Raw genomic sequence first — 24,789 nt, 5'->3', positions numbered from 1 at the left:
TCAGGCACCTCTTTTGCTCACAGAGCCACTGCTGTATACACCACAACGCACTTTCGTAACTTTTTCAATACAACACCACGTCGGTGGTAATAGCTCAGTCTTAACAGAGCTGAAGGAGAACTTGAATGTTTGCAAATCTGCCGTTACGCACCAAAATCATTGGCATTGGTATTCTCTTACCCGCCGGCCTTCTGGCCGTGCTGCTCGGACTTTACAAAGTCCACGAACATGAGAACGCCGAAAACACCAACATTGAAAAAGCGCGGGCGGTGGTCTCGGCCGTCGGTGACGTCCGCAGCCAGATGGAAGAGGCCTGGGACATGGGCGTCTATACCGTCGAACAGGTGCGCGGCTATGCCGACAAGCACGACCTGGACCGCGTCCTCCACACGGTGCCTGTCTATACCGCTTGGCAGACCGGCAAAGCCAGCGCCGAAAAAGGCGGCTTCACCTTCCGTACTCCGAAATTCCAGCCTCGCAATCCCGAGAATCAACCAGACGCCATCGAAGCCGAAGCGCTGAAACAGCTTGAATCGTCCGGTGACAAAGAGTACTTCGTTCACGATGAGGAGATGAATGCGATTCGCTATTTCCAGCCGATTCGCCTCTCGAAGAACTGTATGATCTGCCACGGCGATCCCGGTCAATCCATGGCTTTGTGGGGGAACCCCAATGGCCTCGATCCCACCGGTGCCCGCATGGAAAATTGGCAGGTCGGAGAGATGCACGGAGCCTTCGAGATCATCCAGCCACTGGATGCCGCCAACAAAGCCACCATGGCTGCCCTCTGGAATGCCATCTGGATCATCCTCGCTGGTATGGCCGCGATGGCCACTGCGCTGTACTTCTTTGTCCAGTCAGCGGTCAACAAGCCCGTTTCCCAAATCGTAGACAGCCTGGCCAGCGGTGCTGATCAGCTCTCGTCTGCGGCCAGCGAAGTCTCGTCGGCTAGCCAGGGTTTGTCTCAGGGAGCCAGTTCGCAGGCCTCTTCTATCGAAGAAATAAGCGCAAGTCTCGAACAGATGTCGGCCATGACCAAACAGAATGCTGACAACTCGCAGACCGCCGCCAGTCTCATGGAAACTACCGCCAGTTCCGTCGGTGCTGTCTCGCGCAGCTCCGAGCGCATGGCCGAAACCATGAGCAATATCCAAGACGCGTCGGCGCGCACGTCCAAGATCGTCAAGACCATCGACGAAATCGCGTTCCAAACCAACTTGCTCGCCTTGAACGCCGCCGTCGAAGCCGCCCGCGCCGGTGAGGCCGGGAAGGGCTTTGCCGTCGTCGCCGAAGAAGTCCGCAACCTCGCGATGCGTTCGGCCGAGGCTGCCAAGGAAACCAATCAGCTTATCGAAGAGACGTTGTCGCGGGTCCATGAAGGCGGTGAAGCGGTGCATATGGTCGCGTCGTCACTCGGCAATGTCAATGAATCCGTGGGCAAGGTCCAGCAGATCGTGCGCGAAATTGCCGCGGCATCGGGCGAACAGGCACAGGGCATCTCGCAGGTGAATCAGGCCATTTCCCAAATGGACAAGATCACCCAGAGCAACGCCGCTGCCGCCGAAGAAAGCGCCGCCGCCTCCGAAGAACTGCATAGCCAATCCATGTCCATGCAGGACGTGGTCGGACAACTGAACAACCTGGTTCAGGGTGCCAGTACTTCGCCAGCGCCGACACGCGGCAAGCGCGGCGGACATAGCGCACCTAAGCATAAATTCACCATGCCCGCGACCAGCCACAAGCCCTCCAACAGAGCCATCGCTGAGTCGAGTATTCCCTTCGATGACGATATGAACGGATTCTAATCCGCGATCGGTTGCGGGCCGCGAACAAGCTTATTACCTTGTTCGCGGTCCGTCGCCCGACCGCCTGCTTCTTGATGCTTAGACTGAAACCTATGATACTCCCACTACTTCGGAGCTTTTGCATCTATGCCCGCCTTGCGTAACCTATCACTCACAACCAAAGTCATTCTGCTTTGCCTCGCCTTCAGCATCATCCCCATGATGGTTTTCGGCGTAATTGGCAATTCAGCTCTTGACGAGGCCGTCAACGAAGCCAGCCGCATCGCCGAGTATGAAGCGGTCAGCCTCGCTGACAAAATCGACCGCAACCTCTTCGAACGATACGGCGATGTCCAGGCCTTCGGCTTGAATCGAGTCATTACCGATCGCAAAGACCAATGGTATCAGCCCAGCGGCAGCTCGATTGCCTCGGCCATGAACGACTACGTGCGAACTTACGTCATCTATTCGCTCATGATACTCTGCGACACACAGGGCCGCGTCATCGCCGCGAGTAACGCCGATGCCTCGGGGTCGCCTGTCAATACCGACTTCCTCTATAACGAAAACTTTGCCCAAACCGACTGGTTTCAAGCCTGCGTAAACGGAAACTTCACCAGCTCGATGCCGTTCTCCGCGCCCGAAAACAAGATCGCGACCGGTACCTATATTGAAGATGTCTATCGCTCCGAAATCGTCCAGCGCGCCTATCCCGGCGAGGACGGACTGACCGTCGGCTTCGCCGCTCCCGTCTACGACGAATCCGGAAAACTAATCGGTGTATGGCACAATAGCGCCAATTTCTCGCTCGTCGAAGAAATGATCCTCGGCACCTACGCCAAACTGCATGCCTCCGGCATCGAACGCGCCGAAATCACGTTGCTTGACGCCGACGGTACCGTTATCGTAGACCACGACCCTTCCATTCGCGGCGGCAAGAACGAAATCATGCGCGACTATGGCAATGTCCTATTCAAACTGAATCTCGTCGCGGCAGGCGTCAACAGCGCCCAAAATGCCGTCGCCGGAAAGTCCGGCCATATGATATCCATGCATGCCCGTAAGAAAATCGAACAGATCGCCGGATACACGCATTTGCAAGGCGCCCTCGGATATCCCGGCATGAACTGGTCCGTGCTTGTTCGCATGGAAAAGGAAGACGCGCTCGAGAAAACACTCGGGGCGCGATCCGCCATGATGTGGGCCACGCTCGCGCTTGTGGCGGCCAGTGTGCTCTTTGCTGCATTCGTGGGCCGACGCTTCGCCGCGCCGATTCGCAACTCCGCGAATACTATGGCGCAGGCCACTCACGAAGTCTCGGCCGCATCTAATGAGCTGAGTGCAACTGCCAAAGGCCTCGCTGACGGCGCAAATCAACAGGCCTCTGCGATCGAAGAGATTAGTTCAAGCCTTGAAGAAATGTCGGCCATGACCCGTCACAACGCCGACAACGCCAAATCTGCGTCCGGGCTCATGCAGATGACGTCTAATTCCGTAAGCCGCGCTGAATCGTCCGCCGACGAAATGCGCGACGCCATGAACCTAATTAAGAACTCGTCTGATCAAACGTCGAAAATCGTCAAGACAATTGATGAAATCGCCTTCCAGACAAATCTGCTGGCGCTCAATGCCGCCGTCGAAGCCGCCCGCGCCGGCGAGGCCGGCAAAGGGTTTGCGGTCGTCGCCGAAGAAGTTCGAAACCTCGCCACTCGCTCCGCCGAAGCGGCCAAAAGCACATCCGCGTTGATTGAAGGTACCATCGCGTCGGTCGGTCAGGGTGTGCGCGTCGTCGAGACCCTGCAAAGCAGCCTCGTGGAAGTCGCTGGGTCGGCCCACAAAGCCGCTGCAATTGTCGAAGAAATCTCCGCCGCTACAAACGAACAGTCACAAGGCGTCGAACAGATTAATCAGGCCGTCGCACAAATGGACCGCGTCACCCAACAGAACGCAGCTGCAGCCGAAGAATCCGCATCCGCTTCCGCCGAGCTGAGTCAGCAGGCAGCAACAATGTCGGAGAACATCGAAATCCTTATGGAGATCGTCAACGGGAACCAGGCCTGAGCGACGCGAATCACTCAAGAACAAGTTGAAGTCTGAAACGGGCAGCCTCATATTGGCTGCCCGTTTATCGTTCGGTCCTACCAAGTTTTGCCGGGTTCGACGCCGTGTTGCCTATCGAACGGTCTCGTAGCCCAATCGTGCGCGATTCAAACGTTGGATTCGCCGCCAATGCACGCATCCATTAGAGCCGACACCGCAGTGACGCAGGAAATTCCGCCAAGGAGTTGCACCGCGATATCTGCAGTGTTTAATTGAGTAGAATTCTATTCAAAACTGCGATACTCTTACTTGCGAAATTTATTGTATATACTTGATTTTATTAAAAATAAATTATGAATAAGTTGACGATTCTGGCACTCGCCTTGCATTCTCTTAGTCTATCGTTTTACTACTTACAGGGCACAAATGACTCCACGGCTTGGGCGGAAGCTGAGTCCTGTATTTCATTCTTTCTAAGGAGAGTCAGAAAATGCTAGCCAAGCTTTCGTTGCAAAAGAAGGTCGTGGCCATCGGAGTCGTCCTGACAAGCGCGCTCCTGATCGTCCTCCTACTTGCCTACGCGAACAGTCAGCGCAATGTTGCCGTTAAGTCTCTGGTCAACAATGCTCGCTCCATCTGCCTGGCCACTGAATCCACGCGACAAGGCATGGAAGAGTATTGGGCGCAGGGGGTCTTCACCAAGGAGCAACTGCGCGAATGGTACGAGGCCGGGGAGATGGACAAAGTGCTCGCCTCCGTACCCGTTGTAACAGCCTGGAAAGCGGCCATGCGAAAAGCAGCTGAAGCTGGTTACGAATTCCGCGTGCCGAAAAATCAGCCTCGAAATCCTGATAACGCACCTGACCCCGTCGAGTCCCAAGCCCTGCAGCAACTTGAATCGGGCAAAGTCAGCGAATACTTCGTCGTCGACGAAGACCGCAACGCCGTGCGCTTCTTCCGCCCCATTGTCTTATCTCAAACATGCTTGCTGTGCCATGGAGATCCGGCGTTGTCCCAGGAATACTGGGGCAACAACCGCGGACTGGATCCGGCCGGAGGCCAAATGGAAAATTGGAAATCCGGCGAAGTTCACGGCGCTTTTGAAGTCATTCAATCACTCGACCCGGCAGACAAAGCCACAGCAGAAGCGCTATGGAAGGCCGCCGGAATAATCCTCGCCGGGTTGATCGCCCTTGGTGCTGGACTGTTCTTCTTCGTGCATTACGCGCTAAACGTGCCGATAACCAGAATCATGAACGCGCTCAATGATAGCTCGCACCAGCTCGCCGAAGCGGCGGGCGAAGTCTCGAGCTCGAGTCAGTCATTGGCCCAGAGCGCCAGCATCCAAGCCGGATCGATTGAAGAAGTTAGCGCAAATCTTGAGATAATTTCCGCCAAAACCAAACTCAATGCCGATCATTCTGAAGAAGCGGCGGAGGTGATGGACAACACGGCCAATGCCGTGCACGCCGTGTCCGCAAGCACGGATCGAATGGCTGCAACCATGAACAACATTCAGGACGCATCCGCACGAACATCGAAAATCGTAAAGACCATCGACGAGATCGCCTTTCAAACCAATTTGCTCGCACTGAATGCAGCTGTCGAAGCCGCGCGCGCCGGTGAAGCGGGAAAAGGCTTCGCCGTCGTCGCCGAAGAGGTGCGGCACTTGGCCATGCGCTCTGCCGAAGCGGCCAAGGAAACCAATGAACTCATTGACGAAACGGTTAGCCGTGTCAACGAGGGCGGATCCGCCGTAGCCGACGTAACCTCCTCACTAAGCGGCGTCAATGTTTCCGTCGAACGCGTCCAGAATATTATCCGCGAAATCGCTGGCGCGTCGCATACACAAGCCGAAGGCGTTTCCCAAGTCAATGGGGCCGTGTCCAACATGGACAAGATAACCCAAAGCAGTGCCGCAGCGGCGGAACAGGGCGCAGCGGCAGCCGAACAACTCCACGGGCAGTCATTGTCCATGGAAACTGTCGTCGCCGAACTCTGCGACATCGTCAATGGCAAAGGTAGTTCCACGAAATCAACCAGTGTGTGCAAGGACGATGCGCGCAAACCCCGGCGCCGCGTCGGTGCCAAACCGGCTGCGGCAGATCAACGGTCCAATTATGTGAATCCCCGTTTCCCGTTAAATGACGAGGATATGTCCGGTTTCTGATACTCAAACTGCGTCAGCAGTTTGAAAAAAAGTGCGGGCAGCCAGAAGGCTGCCCGCACCGTGTTAGAATCCCTTTTTAATGCTCTACATCCGCTTTACGACGACCATCGTCGAGTCGTCTTCCATCGGTATCCGTCCGCAGAAGCGCTCAACGTCATCTTCCATCGCCGCCACAATCCGCGCGGGAGATTGATCGCGCAACTGCCGCGCTAACCCTGTGAGTCGCGCTTCGCCGTATTCTTCCTCAGCGTCGTTCATCGCCTCGCTGATGCCATCGGTATACATCACCAGAAGATCGCCCGGCAGAAACGGCGTCGAACACTCTTCATAGATCATATTCGGCAGAGCACCGATGATGAGACCCGTGGCCGGAAGTTCCTCCACCGCACCGTCCTTCCGAACCAGCAGTGGAGGATTGTGCCCGGCGTTGACGTAACGCAGTTGCGAAGTGCGCGGATCAAACGACACGACCACAAACGTGATGTACTGCTCCGGAGGCGTATTTCTAAATATCAGATTGTTCACCTGAGCCACCGCCCGCGTTAACGGAATGCCGGCCTCCACCGCCGTCCGCAGCGACGCCTGCAAATTCGCCATCAACAACGCAGCGCCCGCGCCCTTGCCCGACACGTCAGCTATCGCCGTGACCGTCTCACCGTCCGGCAGAGTCAGCACGTCGAAATAATCACCCGCGACTTCCAATGAGAACCGGCTGTGCGTTGCCACCTCAAGCCCGATCGTCATCGGCAGCTCGCGCGGCAAAAATCCCTCTTGAATCCGCCGCGCCATCTGCATCTGCTCCTCGAGTCGCCGCTTCTCGACGTTCTCTTCGATCAGCCGCATGTTCTCGCTCGCCATCGCCAACTGCGGCGCCCAGTTGCCCAGCAGCGTCAGCTCCTCCGGAGCGTAGTCTTCCTCTTCATTCTTGAACCCCAACGCCAAAAAGCCCGACATCCGTTGCTGCGTGATCAGCGGCAGCACGAGCGCCACGTTGTTCCCCGACAGCCAACGGTGCTCGTCGTCAGACAACACCGAACGACCGCTCGCCACCAACTCATCCACAAGAATTGGCCGCCGCTCGCGCGAAAGGCGGGCCATGAAATCGCTGTTCAGTACAAACGGAGTATGTTCACGCGAAGGCAACAAGAACTGCCCGCCGTTTTCACCCGCCAAAACCGGCTGCACCGTCTGAATGCGCAAACTCTGCTGCAGCCGTGTCCCTAAGTCGTCCCAAAAACTCCCGCTGTCCCCGATGGACGCCGTCCGCTCAATTGCGCCTTCCAACCGCTCCCGAAGCTGCTTGCGCTCCGGGAAAAACTGCTGCTCCAAAATCTTGCTCAGCCGATTCGAGATCCGCCCGACCCCCAGCGCGAACAGCATCACCAACAGCATCGCCCACGGACTGTCACTGATGCCGCTCCCAAACAGCGTGTATTGCCCAACCGCATACATGACGCCAAACAGCGCCAGAAACGCCGCCACAATCGCGATCACGTACCGCGTGCCGCGCTTCAGCTTGCCCTGCACCTCCAGCAAACGATAGCGAGTAAAAGCGTAGGCAAACGAAATCGGCGTCAGCAACAAGAACAAGAAGCCTACCACGATCATTAGCATCAGCCGCATCGGGTCATCCCTCAACCAGTCTTGCGCAAGATTGGTGATGAAGATGAGTCCGACAAAACCGCCGATGCCCAGCCCCGTGCCTAACAGCACCAACCGCAATTGGCGCGACTCCACTCGGTCAACGGATTTGCGGTAGCGCCAGCCCAAGATCACAAAGCCGATCAACAGCAGGGCCACCTGCACCAGCCCGAACACGCCGGCAATCGAGTCGGTCTCGCCGATGATGTTTAAAGAGCTTAAGACCGTCAGAACGCCAAATCCAACCCACGGTGTATAGATCAAAGTGATCAACCAGCGGCCGTACCGGGCGCACACCTCTAACGGTTTCGGAAACAGCAGTTGCAGATGCGCCCAGAACGTCGCGGAGCCAATCGCCAATCCGCCCAGTATCGCTTCCACAGTATCACGGAAGGGAATCTGGAAGGTCGCAAACCGCGGATCAACCACATTCACCGTCGTCAGCATGATGGCTACCATCGCGAAGCAGAACCACGCGAACACCCGCACCTGCTGCGAATTGGGCTGCGCGAAAAACGCCCATAATCCCACGCCCAAAAACGCAAAGGCGATCAGGAATCGCAAAGCGTCGATCACTACCGTCATAAAAAACGTCGGAGCCGGATCGGGCCGGAAGTGGCCCATCGTCTCGACCGTGCCTCGCGCACCGCGATACGTCAAGGCTATCGTCGTATCCGAAGGCAAGATCCTCTCGACAAACAACGCCCGGTACAGCGCTGGTGTCAACGTCTCGCCTGAAATGGCAATCAAAGTGTCGCCCACGGCAGGCAGCGGATCCGGCAGGAAGTCCGTCGCGACGAGTCGGGTCAAGACCCGCACTGAGTCGCCATTCGGCCGCACAGCCCACTCGCTGTCGCCTTGCAGCGTCCCCGCAAAGCGAACACGGATTAATCCCGATTGCTCCTGCCAAACCGAAGCCGTCAGCAGCACGACAAGCAGCAGACCTACCAAACCGGCAAAGGCCCGGAGCAGTTCGGTGCTGCGGCTTACGCCGGACCCTGAGGCTTCCGGTGCGGGAGAGGAGGTATTCGGTAACGGTTCCATGGACATCTACAAATTAGCTAAACCGACCCCGATAATCAAATCCCAACCCTTGCTTTTCGAGAGGATTCTCTTAGCTTGTGAGAACTTCTATACATAAGCTGATTGTGGGTCCCGGGGATCTGCAATCGCATGACGGCTCGCCTTCCCTTTCAGGCGAGCCGTCGCTTTTTGTGCCCAATCGCGTCGCCAACCGCACTATACTTAGTACACCTAAACATCAACGAATTCTCAACTTAATTTGTGCAATCCTGCATCATTAGGATTGGAAATCTCCTGCGCCGCTGTTATCTTCATGGTACCTACACAGGGGTGGGGTAGGCCCAATTTTCAGAGGAGATTACGATGAAAAGTTCGTTTACTGCTGTGTTACTGACCCTGATCTTATCCGCGGCCACTTTGTCCGCCATGCCGTTGTCCTCGCTCACGGCCGTCGGTCAGTCGCGCCAGGTGCTCGTGCGCTGGGAGCTCACGGACCCGCAAACAATCGTCCGCTTTGACATCGTGCGCAATGGCCGCGCGGCCGCCCGCGTTCCGGTCACTCCCGCGCAGCGCCACTACGAGTGGCTGGATCAAGAAGTTCAAAACGACCATAGTTACGCATACGCACTCATCGCTGTTCACGCGGATGGTACCCGCGAAGAGTGGGGCATCGTACAGGCCACGCCCGCCTTTGATGCCGCCGTCGTCCGCGAATTCAAACTCCACCAGAATTTCCCCAACCCCTTCAATCCCGAAACGACCATCGAAGTGGAAATCGCCGAAGATGGCCCGGCTGAGTTGGTCGTCTTCGACGTGCTCGGTCAGCAGGTTGCCACGCCGCTCAACGGCAACCTCACGCGCGGCCGCTACAGCGTCCTGTTCGATGGCCGTGATCTCCCTTCAGGGGTGTATTTCTATCAATTGTCCGCCGGCTCGTTTGTAGACCAGAAAAAGATGGTTCTTTTGAAATAGTGGTCAGATCGTTTCCAACCTGAGGAACAAGGATGAAAAAGTTTGTTTACGTTGTTTGTCTCTGTCTGCTGACCGCCGCGGCCTTTGCCCGCAGCCCCCAAGAAATTAAGTCCGACATTGCCGCTAAGCGCCAAGCGATCCAAACGGCCCGCAGCGCCCGTGCCGATGTCGCCGACCTCAAATTCCAACTCGCTGCTCTTTCGAACGAGTTGGCCGCGCTGAACACCCGCAAAGCGCCCGCTCGCCTCGACGACGGCGGCGAAACCTGCGAATCTGCGGTCGCCGTGCCTGCCGTCCCGTACTTTGACTCCGGCCTGCTCGACGAAAATTCTGTTAACGATCTGCCCACTGGAACCGACGACTACTCCTGCGGCTGCGACGGCGTCGAACACGTCTACTCCCTCGTCATCGGACCCAACGGCCTGCTCCCCGGCCGTTACACCCTCTCCACCTGCGGCTCGTCCTTTGACACCATCCTGAGCCTCTGGTTCGGCTGCCCCGGCCTCGAAGGCTCGACCTTGGTTGATTGCAATGACGACGCAGAATTCAACGTGTCCGGTGACGAGTACTTGTACGCCTGCTCCGACGACTTCGGCTACTCGTCCTGCATCACCGTGGACCTCACTCAGAACGGCACGTATTACATCGTCATTGACGGCTATTGTTCAAGTCTCGGGACATACTTCCTGAACATCGGTCAGGGTGAATCCTGCCTTGCGCTCGCGTCCGGCTGTACCGAAGCCGCGCCGAATTCTTACTGCAATACCGCCTCCGCCATTGAATTCAACGTGGACGGTTGGGACTTCGTGTACGGCAACACCCATGACGGCGCTTTCTACACCGATGATGCCGCATGTGAATCCCCCGTCGCGTCCTGCGCCGTCTGGTATGCCGTCACCGGCACGGGTTCGTGGATGTCGGCATCGACCTGCTCGGAATTGACCGACTTCGACACCAAATTGCATGTCTACCGCGGTAACTGCGGCGAACTCCAGTGCGTCACCGCCAACGACGATTGGGGTGGATACTACGATAACGACGGCGTCTACCACGAGTACTGCCCGGAATATGATCTGGCATCGTACGTCGAGTGGTGCAGCGAGGTCGGTGTCACCTACTACATCCTGGTCAACGGTTACAACGCTCAGTTCGGAAACTTCGGTCTGAACGTCCACGACTCCGATGTGCCGTGCGTCAATTGCGACCAGCGCGACTACTACTTCACCGTAGACGAAGTGCCCTTCTGCCAGTGCCTGACCATTTGCCCCAACCAGATTCAGAAGATCTTCGTCGGCCCGGCCAGCCCCGAACAACGCCCCGTCGCCACGTGGGCGGACGGCTGCAGCGTCGCCCGCACCATTCCGCCCAGCGGCTGTGAAAGCGACTGCTCGCCCGCCTATCCGTACCTCTACATGGATTGGATCTACCTCCCGGATCAGCAGCTCTGGTGCACGGACCTCGGGTCCATTGACGGCGGCTGTTACTGCTTCTGCGTGGATCGCCTCTTGCCCGTCGAACTCAACAACTTCTCCGCGACCGCCGGCGACGGTCAGGTTCAACTGGCCTGGAGCACCGCCTCCGAGACGAATGCCGACCGTTTCGAAGTCACGCGGGACGGCCTGACGCAAACCCAAATCAGCGCCGAAAACAGCGCCACTGGTGCCAACTATTCTTGGACCGACAACAATGTCGTCAACGGCACCGCGTACACATACACGCTGGTGCTCGTTAACCAGGACGGTTCCCGCCAGACACTGGCCACCGAAACCGCTGCCCCGATCGCCGGAGCCGCGCTGATCACCACGTACTCGCTGGCGCAGAACTACCCGAATCCGTTCAATCCCACGACCGCCATTACCTTCAGCTTGCCTGAAGTCGTGGATGTCAAGCTGACTGTCGTCAATGCGCTCGGTCAGGAAGTCGCGGTTCTGGCCAATGGCTTGATGAATGCCGGCCAACACACCGTGAACTTTGACGGAACCAATCTCCCGTCCGGCCTCTACTTCTATTCGCTGCGCGCGGGCAGCTTCTCGGCCCACCAGAAGATGGTCCTGCTGAAGTAAGACCCGGAAACCAGATCGGGCCCCGCGCCCGGACTTTCCGATGAAACAACACAACAGGGCGAGCCATTTGGCTCGCCCTGTTCGTTTATGCCTCTCCAAATATTCCCTATCACGTCCCATTAGCATGCTATTGGCCTAAATACTGCACCAGACCGCGCACGGACGAACCGAACCCGCCCTCATAAAATGCCCCGTAATCTCTGTGCGGGCAATCGTTTGAAACTGTCAACATTTTGTGAACAGTAAGTCAGTAGGGTCATCAATACATTGAACTAACAGTACAATAAATAGACTCATTCTATTTGACTCGCCGTCAATTCAATCGTATCTTTTAGGTGAAGAATGTTGCGGGTCCACAACATTGTGGACGTGAACGCTCATGTACTATGAAATGAGAACTCAAATAGCCTAAAGGGGTCCCCGAAAACGATGAAAACTCTCAAACTGTTTGCCTTGATGCTCTGCGCGGTCGCCGCGTTCGCATCAAATGATGTCAATGCGCCCGTAAACGTCCCTGGAGATGATCGCGGACCTGTCCGCACTCTCGATGACCAGTGCGTCATTGATTTCCAGGGCTATGTCTATGGAACGCACAGTGGCACAACCCAATGGCCTGGCGGCAGCAACAACTTTCGCCTGGCGATGTTTTGCTTCACCACCAGCAACTGCCCGGACCTGCCCAGCACCTTCTATACCTATTGCACCGACATGGATCACGCGTTGCAGCAGGATCCCTACTGCGTGGACATCGAAGATTGCATCGTAGATCCGCTCTACCCGACCGTCACCCCGGCGATGGCCTACGTCCTGACGAACTTCGATGTCGTGGATGCCCAGACCGACCGCATCAAGCAGTTGGCCGTCTGGAAGCTCTCGACCGACCGCAGCGGCGGCGTTAACGACGGCATCCCCTACGTTCACACCGATGCTGGTCGTGGCTACCCGAACGTCGGCGACACCCCGGCCTTCCCGTATGTCAATACCGTCTTCAACTCCGACCCGCTCAACAACGACCCGGCCAATGTGCTGGTCCTCGACGCGCTCGGATATGAAGCCGACCTTGACCCGACGTTCGCCAAGAACGTGGTCAACTGCGGCGACGAATTGCTCATCGCCACGGATCCGGTCGTCATCAGTGACGGCGTGGCCACCATCTGTGCCACGATCACCCTCGTGCGCGGTGCCTACGCCCTTAGCCTTGGTAACTCGTCGGTCTCCGGAGTTTGGATCAATCTGGCCGAGCTGAACAACGTCGGCACGCTGTCCACCACCGGCGCCTTCACCGATGCCCTCGGTCAGGTGCAGGTCTGCATTACCCAGCCCGTGGAAAGCGCCTATCTCGATGTTCGCCTGCAAGCGTGCTCGGAAGGCCTTTGGCCGAAGAAGCTCATGCCCTGCGAAGGTCAGGCCCAGTCGCAGGTTCTCGTGGATGCCGAAGGCTGCACCATCTGCTACACGCTCGATATTCCGGGTGACAATTGGCTGCCGGTCGAACTGGCCTCCTTTACGGCGACCGCGGGCGCTGCGCTCGTTAACCTGAACTGGACCACCGCCTCCGAAGCCGGTTTGGATCGCTTCGAAATCGTTCGCGACGGCGCCGTCGTCACGACCGTCTCCGCTCGCAACGACGCGATGGGTGCGACCTACAGCTTCGTGGATAACAATGTCGAAGCTGGCGTGACCTACAGCTATCAGCTGGTCTGCCTGTCGTTGAATGGCCAGCGCGACGTGATGTCCACCGCTTCGGCCACGCCGCGTGGTGAGCAGAACGTGGTCAGCAACTTCGCCCTGCATCAGAACTACCCCAACCCGTTCAACCCGGAGACCACCATCGGTTTCGAATTGGCTGAAGCCAGCAACGTCTCCTTGACCGTCTTCAATGTCGCCGGTCAGCAGGTCGCGTCGTTGGTGAACGGTAATCTGAATGCCGGTACGCACAGCGTCAACTTCAATGCGTCGGCGTTGACCTCGGGCATCTACCTCTACCGTCTGACCGCTGGCTCGTTTACGGCCCAGCACAAGATGGTCCTGATGAAGTAACCAGCCCGGCTGGTCGCTGAGCCCGGGCGCGGCCGCTGGGGCTTAGTAACCGATAGTATCTCGTATCGGGCTTCAGCCCGATGGAGCACAAAAGTGAGCGGGGCGAGTCTTTTAGACTCGCCCCGCTTTCGTTCTGCTCCCGTGCACCTATTCTCGCTCATTCTGTGACATACTCACGAATTTTCCGAGGAAATCGCATCCAATGCGATACCTTCTCGCCTATATTCAGCAATATTAACCCACTACGTGCAAGCACACCCTGCAAGACTTCCTGCCGCGACGCCCCAATTCGATTGACTCCTAACACCACGTGCCCTATGTTGAATACGACAAAAGTCGTCAAGTTATGTGTCGCGTCAACCTAAGGAGTCGCTATGCACCGCAAGCTACTGTTTGGTATTCTCTTCACCCTGATGGCAAGTGCCGCCATCGCCGGGCCCTACACCCATTTCGCCTATCTCAACGGGAATCAGGAGACTCCGCCGGTTTTGGCTACATCCGGCCAAGGTTGGGCTCGCTGTGAACTAATCGGCGACGATCTCTACTACACGATCTGGTGGGGCAATCTAACCGCCAACGTCTCCGCAGCGCACATCCATACCGGCAATGTCGGCGTCGCAGGCGGCGTTATTCACGGGCTCCAGAATCTCACGAACACCGGCGCCAGCGGCGTCTGGATGGACTTGACGCCTGCGCAAATCGCCCTGCTCGATGCGCATGGCTACTATGTAAACGTGCACACTCCGAACTACCCTGCTGGTGAGATTCGCGGTCAACTTCTGACGCGTGGGACGTGCGTTGCCAGTCTCGACCCGGCTCAAGAAGTCCAGAATCCCGCCGTCGTCTCCAATGGTCGCGGCTTCGGCTGGTTTCGCCTGAATGCCGCCGAGACTAATGTTGAGTACGCGATTGCCTGGGCCGGCTTGAACGCCCCCGCCACCGTATCCGCCGCGCATTTCCATCGCGCTCCTGCCGGGACCAATGGCCCGGTCATCGTCGGCCTGCAAAATCTGACCAATCTCAGCGCGGGCGGCAACTACGCTATCGCTGCCGCTGATGTGCCGCTCTTCAAGAATGAAGGCCTTTACGTCAACGTGCATACCCCGGCTCCGAACTACCCCGGCGGCGAAATCCGTGGCCAGATTATCTGCGTATGCATTCCCGAAAACGCCGTCTTCGATGCGACCACCGATGTCGGTGAATCACAGTGCATCGCCCTCTGCGCCGATCAAAGCTCGTATATTCGCGTTTGGGGTGTGCCGGAAGGGCAGTTCCCCGTCGTGACCAAGCGCTTCGGCTGCCTGAATCCTTGCGATGTTGATTGTGAACCGTCCGATTACATTCAGGAGTTCTTTGGCAACTGGCAGTGGACCAACGGTTGGTTCTGGCTCGAGATTCGCGGCAACGGCTGTATCTGCGTCACGCTTGATCAGATTCTCCCGGTCGAATTGAACAGCTTCGATGCTACCGCCGGCGATGCCTCGGTGACCTTGAATTGGGTCACGGCCTCGGAATCGAATTTGGATCGCTTTGAAGTCGTTCGGGACGGCGCTACCATGGCCCAGATCGCCGCGCAAAATACGGCCACTGGCGCCGAATATTCGTGGGTGGACGCAACCGTGGTGAACGGCACGACCTACGGCTACTCGCTGGTCGCCGTCAATGCCGACGGTTCGCGCGAAACGCTGGCCACGGTCAATGCGACTCCGCAAAGCAGCGCGGGCGTCATCAGCACCTATGCTCTGCATCAGAACTACCCCAACCCCTTCAACCCGGAAACGACGATCTCCTTTGACCTCGCCGAAGCTGGCCATGTCAACCTGAAGGTCTTCAACATCTCGGGCCAAGAGATCGCCACGCTAACCGACACCTACTTCGCGGCGGGCCGTCATCAGCTCAGTTTCGATGGCGCCGGCCTCGCCTCCGGTGTCTATCTCTATCAGATCACGGTCAACGGCTTCACGGCTCAGCAGAAAATGGTCCTGATGAAGTAACCAATCAGCGCCGAAGCCGCACCCAAGGGTAACCGTGGCACCGGGCCCTTAGCCCGGGTGAGCATGATGTGAACAGCGGGGCGAGTCCAACAGACTCGCCCCGCTTTCCTTTTTCCTTGCGGTTTTTGCGATTTCTGCGTATCATTTCGCCATGCGCATTGCCCTGACTGTGTTGGCCTTGTCCCTGCTGATGGCGGCTTGTTCCCGCGACAAGTCCGCCGCGCCAGATGGCGTCTTCGAACCACTTGAATTCAACGTGGACTCCACGCTGCTCGGCAGCGTCATCGAAGTCGGCGGCGTCCGCTTGCAGGCCCCTGCGCAATGGGCTGAAGTGGATAGCTCAACGTTCGCGCGAATCCTTGATGTTGCCGCGCGTGACACCTCGGAGCTGCGGCTCCTGCCGACATACGTCTTTAAGCATGTGTCGGGTGGACCAATGCTACTCGTCAGCACCTTTCCTCGTGCCGTGGACTTACAACGCGACTTTCTCGCCTGGGCCGGCGAAGTCGCTCGAGTGTACCGCGAACAGCGCAAAGATATTGAAGTCCGCGAACAGTGGATTAACATCGCCGGCGTACGGGCCCTCCAGCTCTTCAGCCGCAGCCCGCAGCTCATTCACGCCAAGATCATCCTGCATGCCGACCAGCCCGTCAGTCTCGACTATACGGTTCCGGTCAGTATGTGGCCCACCGAAGCGCGCGCCGTCGAGTCATCGCTCGGCACCCTGCGCCGAATTTCATCAAGCAATTCCCGTTAGCTTCCCTCTCAACAAGCAAGAAGGTCAACTGGCATGAAGAAAATGCTCAAGCTCGCGCTCGTGCTCGCGATGTGCGCCGCGCTCTCCGGCTGCTGGACGTTTGATCATCAGGTCGGTACAGGCGCGCAATCCGGCGTGTCCAAAAAGAAGAAACAATGGTTCGCCCTCTGGGGACTCGTACCGCTGACAACGGTGGACGCCAAGACGCTTGCGGGCGGCGCCGAGAACTACAACATTCAAACGCAGCAAGCCATTGACGACATCGTCATCGGCATCATCACGGGCTGGGTCACCATTTACCCGCAGACCGTCACCGTCACGAAATAACGACTCGCATGCATCGCAAAAAGCCCACTCAATCGAGTGGGCTTTTTCGTGAATCAATCTCGCCAATCGTTACTACTTCTCGGCGGCCTTGTCAAAGTTCGCCCAGTTGTAAACCAACCCCACGCTCAGCGACTGCTTCAGGCGGCCGCCTAAATCAATCTCCTTGTCGTACAACAACTGCCAGGCCAACCCGACATTGATCAGCGACGATACCTTCACGCGCAACTGGTTGTCCCAGTTCGCATCGGCCGTCTTCCAATAGTCGTTCGGAAGTTCGTCTTCCTTCGAATTGAACAGCGACTGAAACACCGTCAGCTTCGAGTTGAAACTGTATTTCGATGCTGCCGAACCCAACAGCAAGTCCGTCACCCATTCGGCGCCGCCGTCCACCGTGCTTTCCGACTTCGTGCCCGGCGTCGCGCTCAGCGTATCGGCCGGATCGTCAAACCGCGCAATGCGCTCGCGTAATCCGATACCGAGACGCGTCGTCAGCTTCGTCTTGTCAGGCACCTCGACGATTGTCCGCGCCAAACCCGACGACTCCGTGAACTCCATCGGATTGACATAGCGCGCCGTGAACGGACTCGATGCGTCGAGGAACTGCGATTCAAAAGTCAGCGCGAAGTATGGATCGGCGAACCATCCCTTCGTCAGCTTCAATATCGCGTCGTAACGAATCTTGTCTTCCGACTTCGTCGGCGACTGCCAGTCTTTGCTCTCCTTGTCCTGAACGTGCGTCTGCCCAAAGGCGAGCTTCCAATCAAACTGCGTGTACCAGTTGCGCGACAACTGCCGCTTCGTCATGCTCGTGTAAAACCCGATCCAGTTGATCGAGCCCGCTTCACCGCCCGTCCAGTTGTCCGAGTAGGCCGACTGCGTGGTCACCACGCCTGTCGAAATATCCACCTTCCACGGACCCGGCTCCGGTTGGTCGCCCGCGAACGCGGTCACCGCGCTCACCAGCAAAATTGTCAGTAACGTAATCGTCTTCATCATCGTCTGTCAGGTTATTTCTTCTTCAGCAAATCACGAATCTCTTCAAGCAAAACTTCCGACTTCGGCGGAGCGGGAGGAGTAGCCGGAGCGGCTTCTTCCTTGCGGCGCGCCGCATTGGCGGCCTTGACCACCATGAATATCGCGAACGCCGTAATCAAAAACGTCACGATCGAATTCAGCCAATCGCCCACCGCCATCACCACTGCACCTGCGCCCTTCGCCGCGGCCAGCGATGCGTACGGACCGGCGGTCGCACCTTCCTTCAACACAATGAAGATGTTGGTGAAATCCACATTGCCCAGCACCAGCCCCAACGGCGGCATCAGGATGCCATCCACCAGCTTCCCCACAATTGGACCGAACGCGGCACCCATGATAATACCCACGGCCATATCGAGGACATTGCCCCGCATCACAAACTCTTTGAATTCCTTGAACATTTGATTCTCCTTTGTGGTTGGGTTAAAGACAAATCTATCCAAATTCCCTCACAAATTCAACTGCTCCACCCAGCCCGACCAATTCAAATCCCCACAAACGAACAAACCCACTCAACCGAGTGGGTTTTGTTCTGACTCAACAAAAATTGTCTAACCGCGCTTCTTGAGCTCCTCGATCAACCATTGCAACGTGCCAATCGTATCTTCCGGATGACCGTACACCAGCGCGCGCGGACGCGCCCGGTCGTCAATCACATAGTAAGACGGGTAGCCCGCCACACCCAAACGCTCACTCAAAGCCTTGTCACCATAAACAAAGTCGAGCGTCCACGGCTTACCGTTCACGTCCGTCGAATCCATCAGCGCGTTGGCCTTCTCACTGTTGCCTTCAGCATGCACGGCATAAACAGGAAACGGCAACTTGTTCTCACTCTTCAAGGCATTCATTTCCGGCAGCGACCGCTGCACACAGCCCCTTCACCAATAGGTGAACATCTCGAGCACCGAATACTGCCCGCCCAAATCGGACGAGCTCATCAGGTGATCGGTGCCGTGCATCCCCAATTGAAAACTGAGCGGCGGTTCGCTCGGCAAGACTTCGCTGACCAGCGCGAAGTACTTCTCCGAATTGCGCTGCTGGGCGAAAATCCCGAGCATGGACAGCGTCGGTCCCTTTTCGCCAGGCTTCACAACTGCTTCGGCCTGATACATCCGCAGCGCCTTGTCCAAGTCCTTCAGCTCTTCGGCCACTTCCGCCGCATAGCCCCAGCCTTCCGGACGGGACGGATCCTTCTCAATCGCTGCGTCAAAGTGCGCCGCCACCTTCTTCAGGTCCGGCTCCTCTTTGCTCCATTCCGCCACCGCCGCCAAATAATCGCCCCAGAAATTCGTGGCGTCGTCGCGCAAAATCGCCTGGGCTTGCTCGGCCATGATCGCCGCATCGCCCGTCTTCCGCGCGTACAAGTAGCGGTTCGCCGTCGTCGGCTGCTTGTCCATCCGCTCCTTCCAAAACTCGACCGTCAAGTCCGACTTCCGATTCAGAACATTCTGAACGCTCCGCAACAGCGGTATCTCGGTCGGGTACTTGTCCAAATACTCCTTGGCCAGCCGGACCTGCTCCTCGTCCGGAGTGTCGTCCGGTATCGCGGCCCAGGCCAGCTCACCCGCTGACTTGACCATCGGCCGCGGCTCCGCCGCCCAAACCGTGGTCGCCACCATCAGGCAAACCAGCAATAATCCTACTCGTCTCACAGTGACTCCTTTCGTTGAGGTCTTGTCGAATGTACAAACTTTCCCTTGAAATGGAAAGACTCCGACCCAATTCTGCGGGGATTTCCACCAACATTGGCCCCTTTACACGAGTCTATTCAGCATTTCCACCACTTCCTTTATCTCCGACCGAGCGGCCCCAAATAGGTAATTCTATTCGCAATCCCTTGATAAAACACCACCCTTCCTCAACGGGTTAGTACACCTACTATAGTTGGCATACACGTTGCCATCCTTCAACCCAGACAAGCAGAAAAACGATGAGGTCTTGACCATGAAGCCCCGAGCCCACTCACTTTTTCGATCCGTTGCGCTTCTGACGGGTATTCTCGCGGTGGCATTGTTCACTCTGGGCTGTAGTCTCTTCGAGGCGCCCACGGCCAACTCAGACTCCGCGGACACCGCGACCGATCTCTGGAATCCCCAGCCCGGTGACGAAATTGTCCCCGGTCGCCCGATTCCCGTCATCATGGACGAAGATTACTGGGACGCGCCGGGTATGGACATCAATCCGAATCGCCGTCCCGTTGGCCAGTTAGGCGCCACTCCCGTCCCGATTGACGGCGCCGTCGGCGGTATCGTCCGCTGCGGCAGCCACAACTTCGTCGTACCCGTCGGCGCAATTGATGGAACGGTCAACTTCACGCTGGCCTTGGCCTCCGGCACCGGCATCGGCGTGGACTGCGGTCCCAGCCCACTCTTCTTCGCCGATGGATCACCCGTGCGCTTGTCGCTGTCCTATGCCGGAACCCAGTACGATCCTGACTACTGTGAGCGCGCCGGCATTGAACCGCTGGACGCATCACAACTGCAAATCTGGTATATGGCGCCCGACGGTTCGCTGACGGTCGAGCAGGCCGAACGCTTCTTTGATCCCGCCGCCAAGACCATCTCGGTCAGCGTGGATCACTTCAGCCGGTACATTATCGCCTAATCTCCGTGGTTGGTCCGGGCGGCGATCCTCCGGGTCGTCGTCCGGACCGAGGTCTTCACATCTGCTTCGGCCTTCTGACTAAAATGGGGACAAACAATGCTGCGTATTACACGACGCTATCTGATCTTTCTGGTTCTATAATTCGGACGACCTCGCACCCTGCATGTGCACTCCTGATCTCCCGCTCGGCCTTGAGCAAGCCGGGCGGGAGATCTAATTTCGGCTAATGCTTAACCGCAGAAGTAGTTTGTATGCCAATTAGTCGAATTCGATCTCACAGTGTGCTCAGATCAACTCACCTTAGCGTGGTGCATTTCGGCAATGACCGGTTCATTAAAACCAGGGCTCAATCAGGTCAGTACAATAAACTACTGTAAATCATCACCGCAATAGTCTCAATATAGTCGGCACATGCGTTGCAATGTAGCAACCTGAACATGATTGACAAACAATGCACATACAGGAAGGACGCACACATGATTTCGCCCATTAAGAAGATCAAGCTCGGTATCAAAAACTTCAGCGGCGACATCTGGATTAGAATTGATTTCCAGTATCTGGGCCTCGACCCGGATCGGATTGATCTCGAACGTGATGTCGCTATCTTCTACGTTCAAGATGATGGCAGTTTGTTGGAAATGCCGCACTGGGTGGATTGGACCGGACACGCTCTCGTTGGACTGACCAACCACTTCAGCCGCTACATCATCAGCCAGAGGATCAGTGGCTAAACGGTTTTTCACAACTATGACCTTGACCCGGCCGTGACTGGCCGGGTTTTTGTTTTACTTCAGTTGACATAAGTAGAAAACCGCAGCACGGTTGCCAATAACCGACGCTGCGGTCGTGATTTCAGCACGATTCGACGAATGGGTTGACGATGCACGACGCGTTTGCAATTGAATCCCGATACCAAATACTACGGACCATCGCCTCCGGCGGCATGGGCGTGGTCTATTTGGTCGTGGATGCGCGTCGAGCCAATCAAATCATGGCGCTCAAAACCCTGAAATCGCTTCACGATGACCAGGCCGCCGAAAATTTCCGCGCCGAATTCCGCAGCATTCGCGGTGTGCTTCACCCGCACATCCCCGAGGTCTATGACTTCGGAGCACTCCCGCCCGATCAAGGCGGCTACTACTTCACCTGCGAATTCGTGGACGGCAAACCGCTGGATCAACTGATCAAACAGTGGTCGCCCGAACAACTGCGCGTCGTGCTCGTCGGACTCTGCCGCGCCTTGGCCTTCCTCCATAGCCGGGGTCTCTTGCATCGCGACATTAAACCCGGTAACGTCCTCGGCAGGCTCTCCCCTAACGGCGAGTTTGCCGCGCTTAAACTCGTGGACTTCGGACTCGCCGGTGGGCACGATGACGAAGTGGATCTCCCCGGCGGAACGCTCGACTATATGGCCCCCGAGCTGCTTGCCCATGCGCCCGCGACGATTGCCACCGACTTGTACGCCCTCGGCATGCTCATCTACCGGCTCGCCACGGGACGATTGCCCTTCGACGGCCTGGATGCCATTGCCAATTCGCAGTCACGGTCACGCACGGAAGCGCCGCATCCGTTGCGTTTCCGGCCCGACCTGCCAATCGGACTCGCCGACGTCATCGCGGCGCTCGTTCACACGAATCCCAAAGACCGACCGGCCTCCGCGCGCCACACGATCGCCATGCTCAACGAGCGCGACGGCGTCAACTTCGCCTACGAAACCGCCGAAACGCGCCGGGCCTATATCTCGTCGTCCGGAATGGTCACCAATCATGACGTGCGCGATCAACTCGTGGCGCTCCGCGAACTCATGAAGTCCGGAGAACAACCGCCCAACATCCTGATTAGCGCGCGCGCCGGACTGGGCCGCACACGCCTGCTCAAGGAGTTCGCCGTCGAATTGACGCTCGCCGGAGTCGCTACGCGCATCGTCAACAATAGCCGCGAACTGCCGCACGATTCGCAATTTCCGCAGGCACTGCTGCTGCCCAACGCCGATACCATTGACGCCGCACGCCTTACCGCGGTTGCGCAAAACGCCGCCGCGCATCGTTGCTGGCTGATCTTCGCGGGCGCATATCCTGACGGCCTGCCGACATTCCCCGGACTGTGGCAGAATGTCGCGCTCACGCCGCTCGACGATGTCGGAATTCACAAATTCGTGACCGCCACGTTCCCGGATAACCAATTCCCCGATGACTTCAAAGCGCATCTGCTCGGACAGACACTCGGTTTCCCGTCCGCGCTCGAAGCCGCGCTCGATGAACTCGTCGCCGCCGACCAACTGCGCATCGGCCTCCAAGGTTGGGAGCTGCTGCCCGGTCGCTGGAAACTGCCCGTACACAAACACGTCTACGCCGCCGTCACCGACCGCATCGCCCAATTGAGCCCGGAAGCGAACGCACTGCTGCGTTGCTTCGCCTGTTCATTGTCCCCGCTGCCGCTGGCAGTTGTCGAGTTCATCGTGAAGTCAAACGCCGGCGCCGACCCTGCGGGCACACTCGCCGAACTGCGCCAGACAGGATGGATTGGCGAGCGCGCCGACGGACTTGAGCTGCGTCACTCCGCCCTGCATCAGGTCCTGCAGTCACTCATGCGTGAAACCGACCGGCGCGTTATCCATGAGACGATGCATAGCCATTGGATGCAGGCGGACGTGCCGGACGACTCCGTGCGCGCCGAGGAAGCGCTGTTCCACGACTTTCTCTCCGGCCACTTCAACGCCCCGGCTGAACAAATCTCCGCTACGATCAAAAGTGGCATCCGCCGCGGCAAGCTCGCCTGGGCGCGCACCCTGCTCGAACACGCTTCGCATCACGCGCCCGAGCCGCACCGCACCGTCTGTTTGATCGAACTCTCGCGCATCGAGTATATCGCAAGTGATCTCGTGCGCGCCGCCGACATCCTCGCCGATGTGACGCGCAACGGCACCGCGCCGGTCACACCCGACAGCCTGCCGCAGTTCGCCCGCTTCGCCAACCTGCGCGAAAAGCTCGGGCACACCGAACAGGCCGAACAAATCCTGCAACGCTGCCTGCCGCTCCTCGACAAGAGCACGGCGCAGGTCGCAGGATCCGTGTTGGGCACGCTGGCGTGGATCGAATTCAAGCGCGGCGCCGGAGACCGCGCGCGTGAGTTGGCCGAGTCCGGCCTCATGCGCATGCCCGCCGACTCCACCGAACCCGACTTCGCGCTCTTGCTCAATACCGTCGCGACGCTCGCCTTCTATCGCGGAGATACCGACGTCGCCAAGCTCTATTGGCAGCGCTGCCTGGAAGTCTTTGAAGCGCTCGGTGATCGCAAGGGCATCGCCAACATGTACAACAACCTCGGCGTCCTCGCCGCGCAATCCGGTGATCGTTTACGCGCCCGCAGTCTTTGGCAGCGCTGCGCCGATCTCTCGCGCGAAATTGACGACGTGCACCGCTTGGCGGGTATCTACAACAACTTGGGCATTGACGCGCTCGAAACCGGGGAACTCCGCGCCGCCGAAGATTACTACCTGAAATCCCTGGCCCTGTTCCGCGAACTGCAAAGTCCGCGCGAACAAACGGAAATCCTGAGCAACCTCGGCGAATTGGCCTATCAACGCGCCGACTACACGCGCGCTATGGCCTATCTGAATGAAGCCGTCAAAGGCGCCGACGCGCTTGACGATCAAGAGCTCCAACTGGAGCCCATGATCTACCTCGGCAAACTGCTCCTCACCCTCGAAGAAATCGAGGACTCCGAGCAGGTGCTCTCATCCGCGCGCGATATCGCCAGCGCCGTCGGAACGCGCAAGGCCGAAGGACAGGCTTGGGAAGGCCTCGCGACGCTTTATTGCCGACGCGGCGAAATTGAACGCGCCGCCGCCGCCGCCGACCGCGCACACGAATTGCTGTCCGACGAAGCCGATCCGCTCGCGCTTCTCCATCTGCACTTGACGCGCTGCCAAATCGCCGCCGATTGCGGGCACGGCGAAGCAATTCACGATGAACTCGCTCAAGCCCGCAAAGTCGCGGACACAAAATGGGACCCCTTCACCGCCGCGCGGACCCAATTGACGGAGTCCTTCTTCGAAGGCGTCACCATTGATCCCGTTCAATGGCAGGTCGCGCTGCGCAAAATCTCGATCTATCCCGATCTGCTCTGGAAATTCCATTGGGCGACCGGACGGCAGCTCGCCAAGTCCGGACAGCCTAAACGAGCGCTGGATGAATTCGGCCGCGGCGTGGCCATTCTGAAAGCAATCGCATCTCGTCTGCCCGAAGACCGGCAAGCCACCTTCCTGCAGGCGCCGCACATCATTCGCTTCAAGAACGAAGCCGTCGAACTCCGCAAAGGTATGCAAGCACCGAGGTAA

General features: G+C 57.8%; 17 protein-coding genes. 12 read left to right on the top strand and 5 right to left on the bottom strand.

Annotated features, from left to right (window positions below; genetic code table 11):
• The first annotated feature begins 125 nt into the window (after nt 1-125).
• The 3 genes from IPH10_09680 to IPH10_09670 all read left to right on the top strand — a co-directional run bounded on the left by IPH10_09680 (nt 126) and on the right by IPH10_09670 (nt 5,994).
• Nucleotides 126-1,805 carry a DUF3365 domain-containing protein gene (locus IPH10_09680; protein MBK6911182.1) on the top strand — a complete coding sequence of 560 codons (1,680 nt, stop codon included), beginning with the start codon at nt 126-128 and terminating at the stop codon, nt 1,803-1,805.
• A 126-nt stretch (nt 1,806-1,931) separates the two neighbouring features.
• Nucleotides 1,932-3,845 carry a hypothetical protein gene (locus tag IPH10_09675; protein MBK6911181.1) on the top strand — a complete coding sequence of 638 codons (1,914 nt, stop codon included), beginning with the start codon at nt 1,932-1,934 and terminating at the stop codon, nt 3,843-3,845.
• A 469-nt stretch (nt 3,846-4,314) separates the two neighbouring features.
• On the top strand, nt 4,315-5,994 hold the full coding sequence (locus IPH10_09670; protein ID MBK6911180.1) for a DUF3365 domain-containing protein: 1,680 nt from the start codon (nt 4,315-4,317) through the stop codon (nt 5,992-5,994).
• An 84-nt stretch (nt 5,995-6,078) separates the two neighbouring features.
• Here the strand turns inward: IPH10_09670 and IPH10_09665 are convergent, their stop codons facing one another.
• Nucleotides 6,079-8,679 (bottom strand): SpoIIE family protein phosphatase, encoded by a 2,601-nt coding sequence (locus IPH10_09665; protein MBK6911179.1) that lies wholly within the window; start codon nt 8,677-8,679, stop codon nt 6,079-6,081.
• Nucleotides 8,680-9,021: 342 nt separating this feature from the next.
• Here IPH10_09665 and IPH10_09660 point away from each other — a divergent pair, with 342 nt between their 5' ends.
• From IPH10_09660 to IPH10_09635, 6 genes are all read left to right on the top strand, one after another.
• Nucleotides 9,022-9,630 (top strand): T9SS type A sorting domain-containing protein, encoded by a 609-nt coding sequence (locus IPH10_09660; GenBank protein MBK6911178.1) that lies wholly within the window; start codon nt 9,022-9,024, stop codon nt 9,628-9,630.
• A 32-nt stretch (nt 9,631-9,662) separates the two neighbouring features.
• Nucleotides 9,663-11,693, top strand: coding sequence for a T9SS type A sorting domain-containing protein (locus IPH10_09655; protein MBK6911177.1), 2,031 nt, complete (start codon nt 9,663-9,665; stop codon nt 11,691-11,693).
• Between the two features lie 429 nt (nt 11,694-12,122).
• Nucleotides 12,123-13,733, top strand: coding sequence for a T9SS type A sorting domain-containing protein (locus IPH10_09650; GenBank protein ID MBK6911176.1), 1,611 nt, complete (start codon nt 12,123-12,125; stop codon nt 13,731-13,733).
• 374 nt (nt 13,734-14,107) lie between these two features.
• Entirely contained in the window at nt 14,108-15,727 is a 1,620-nt protein-coding gene (locus tag IPH10_09645) for a CHRD domain-containing protein (GenBank protein MBK6911175.1), read from the top strand.
• Between the two features lie 151 nt (nt 15,728-15,878).
• The gene (locus IPH10_09640; protein ID MBK6911174.1) at nt 15,879-16,484 is read left to right on the top strand and encodes a hypothetical protein; all 606 of its coding nucleotides are present in this window, start codon (nt 15,879-15,881) and stop codon (nt 16,482-16,484) included.
• A 33-nt stretch (nt 16,485-16,517) separates the two neighbouring features.
• The gene (locus IPH10_09635; protein ID MBK6911173.1) at nt 16,518-16,811 is read left to right on the top strand and encodes a hypothetical protein; all 294 of its coding nucleotides are present in this window, start codon (nt 16,518-16,520) and stop codon (nt 16,809-16,811) included.
• A 72-nt stretch (nt 16,812-16,883) separates the two neighbouring features.
• Here IPH10_09635 and IPH10_09630 read toward each other — a convergent pair whose 3' ends face one another.
• The 4 genes from IPH10_09630 to IPH10_09615 form a co-directional block, all read right to left on the bottom strand.
• Nucleotides 16,884-17,807 carry a hypothetical protein gene (locus tag IPH10_09630; protein MBK6911172.1) on the bottom strand — a complete coding sequence of 308 codons (924 nt, stop codon included), beginning with the start codon at nt 17,805-17,807 and terminating at the stop codon, nt 16,884-16,886.
• A gap of 11 nt (nt 17,808-17,818) precedes the next feature.
• A complete protein-coding gene (mscL, locus tag IPH10_09625) occupies nt 17,819-18,247 on the bottom strand; it encodes a large-conductance mechanosensitive channel protein MscL (protein MBK6911171.1) in 429 nt (142 codons plus the stop codon).
• Nucleotides 18,248-18,397: 150 nt separating this feature from the next.
• On the bottom strand, nt 18,398-18,685 hold the full coding sequence (locus IPH10_09620; protein MBK6911170.1) for a hypothetical protein: 288 nt from the start codon (nt 18,683-18,685) through the stop codon (nt 18,398-18,400).
• Between the two features lie 39 nt (nt 18,686-18,724).
• Nucleotides 18,725-19,498, bottom strand: a complete 774-nt coding sequence (locus IPH10_09615; protein ID MBK6911169.1) for a hypothetical protein — start codon at nt 19,496-19,498, stop codon at nt 18,725-18,727.
• 292 nt (nt 19,499-19,790) lie between these two features.
• Between IPH10_09615 and IPH10_09610 the strand changes: the two genes are divergently transcribed.
• From IPH10_09610 to IPH10_09600, 3 genes are all read left to right on the top strand, one after another.
• Nucleotides 19,791-20,450, top strand: a complete 660-nt coding sequence (locus tag IPH10_09610; protein MBK6911168.1) for a hypothetical protein — start codon at nt 19,791-19,793, stop codon at nt 20,448-20,450.
• 476 nt (nt 20,451-20,926) lie between these two features.
• Nucleotides 20,927-21,181, top strand: coding sequence for a hypothetical protein (locus IPH10_09605; GenBank protein ID MBK6911167.1), 255 nt, complete (start codon nt 20,927-20,929; stop codon nt 21,179-21,181).
• A gap of 149 nt (nt 21,182-21,330) precedes the next feature.
• Entirely contained in the window at nt 21,331-24,789 is a 3,459-nt protein-coding gene (locus tag IPH10_09600) for a serine/threonine protein kinase (GenBank protein ID MBK6911166.1), read from the top strand.

The organism is bacterium, assembly GCA_016702305.1.
GTDB lineage: Bacteria > Electryoneota > RPQS01 > RPQS01 > RPQS01 > JABWCQ01.
The sequence above is the reverse complement of the archived record's forward strand: the minus strand, read 5'-3'. Positions and strand labels throughout refer to the sequence as shown.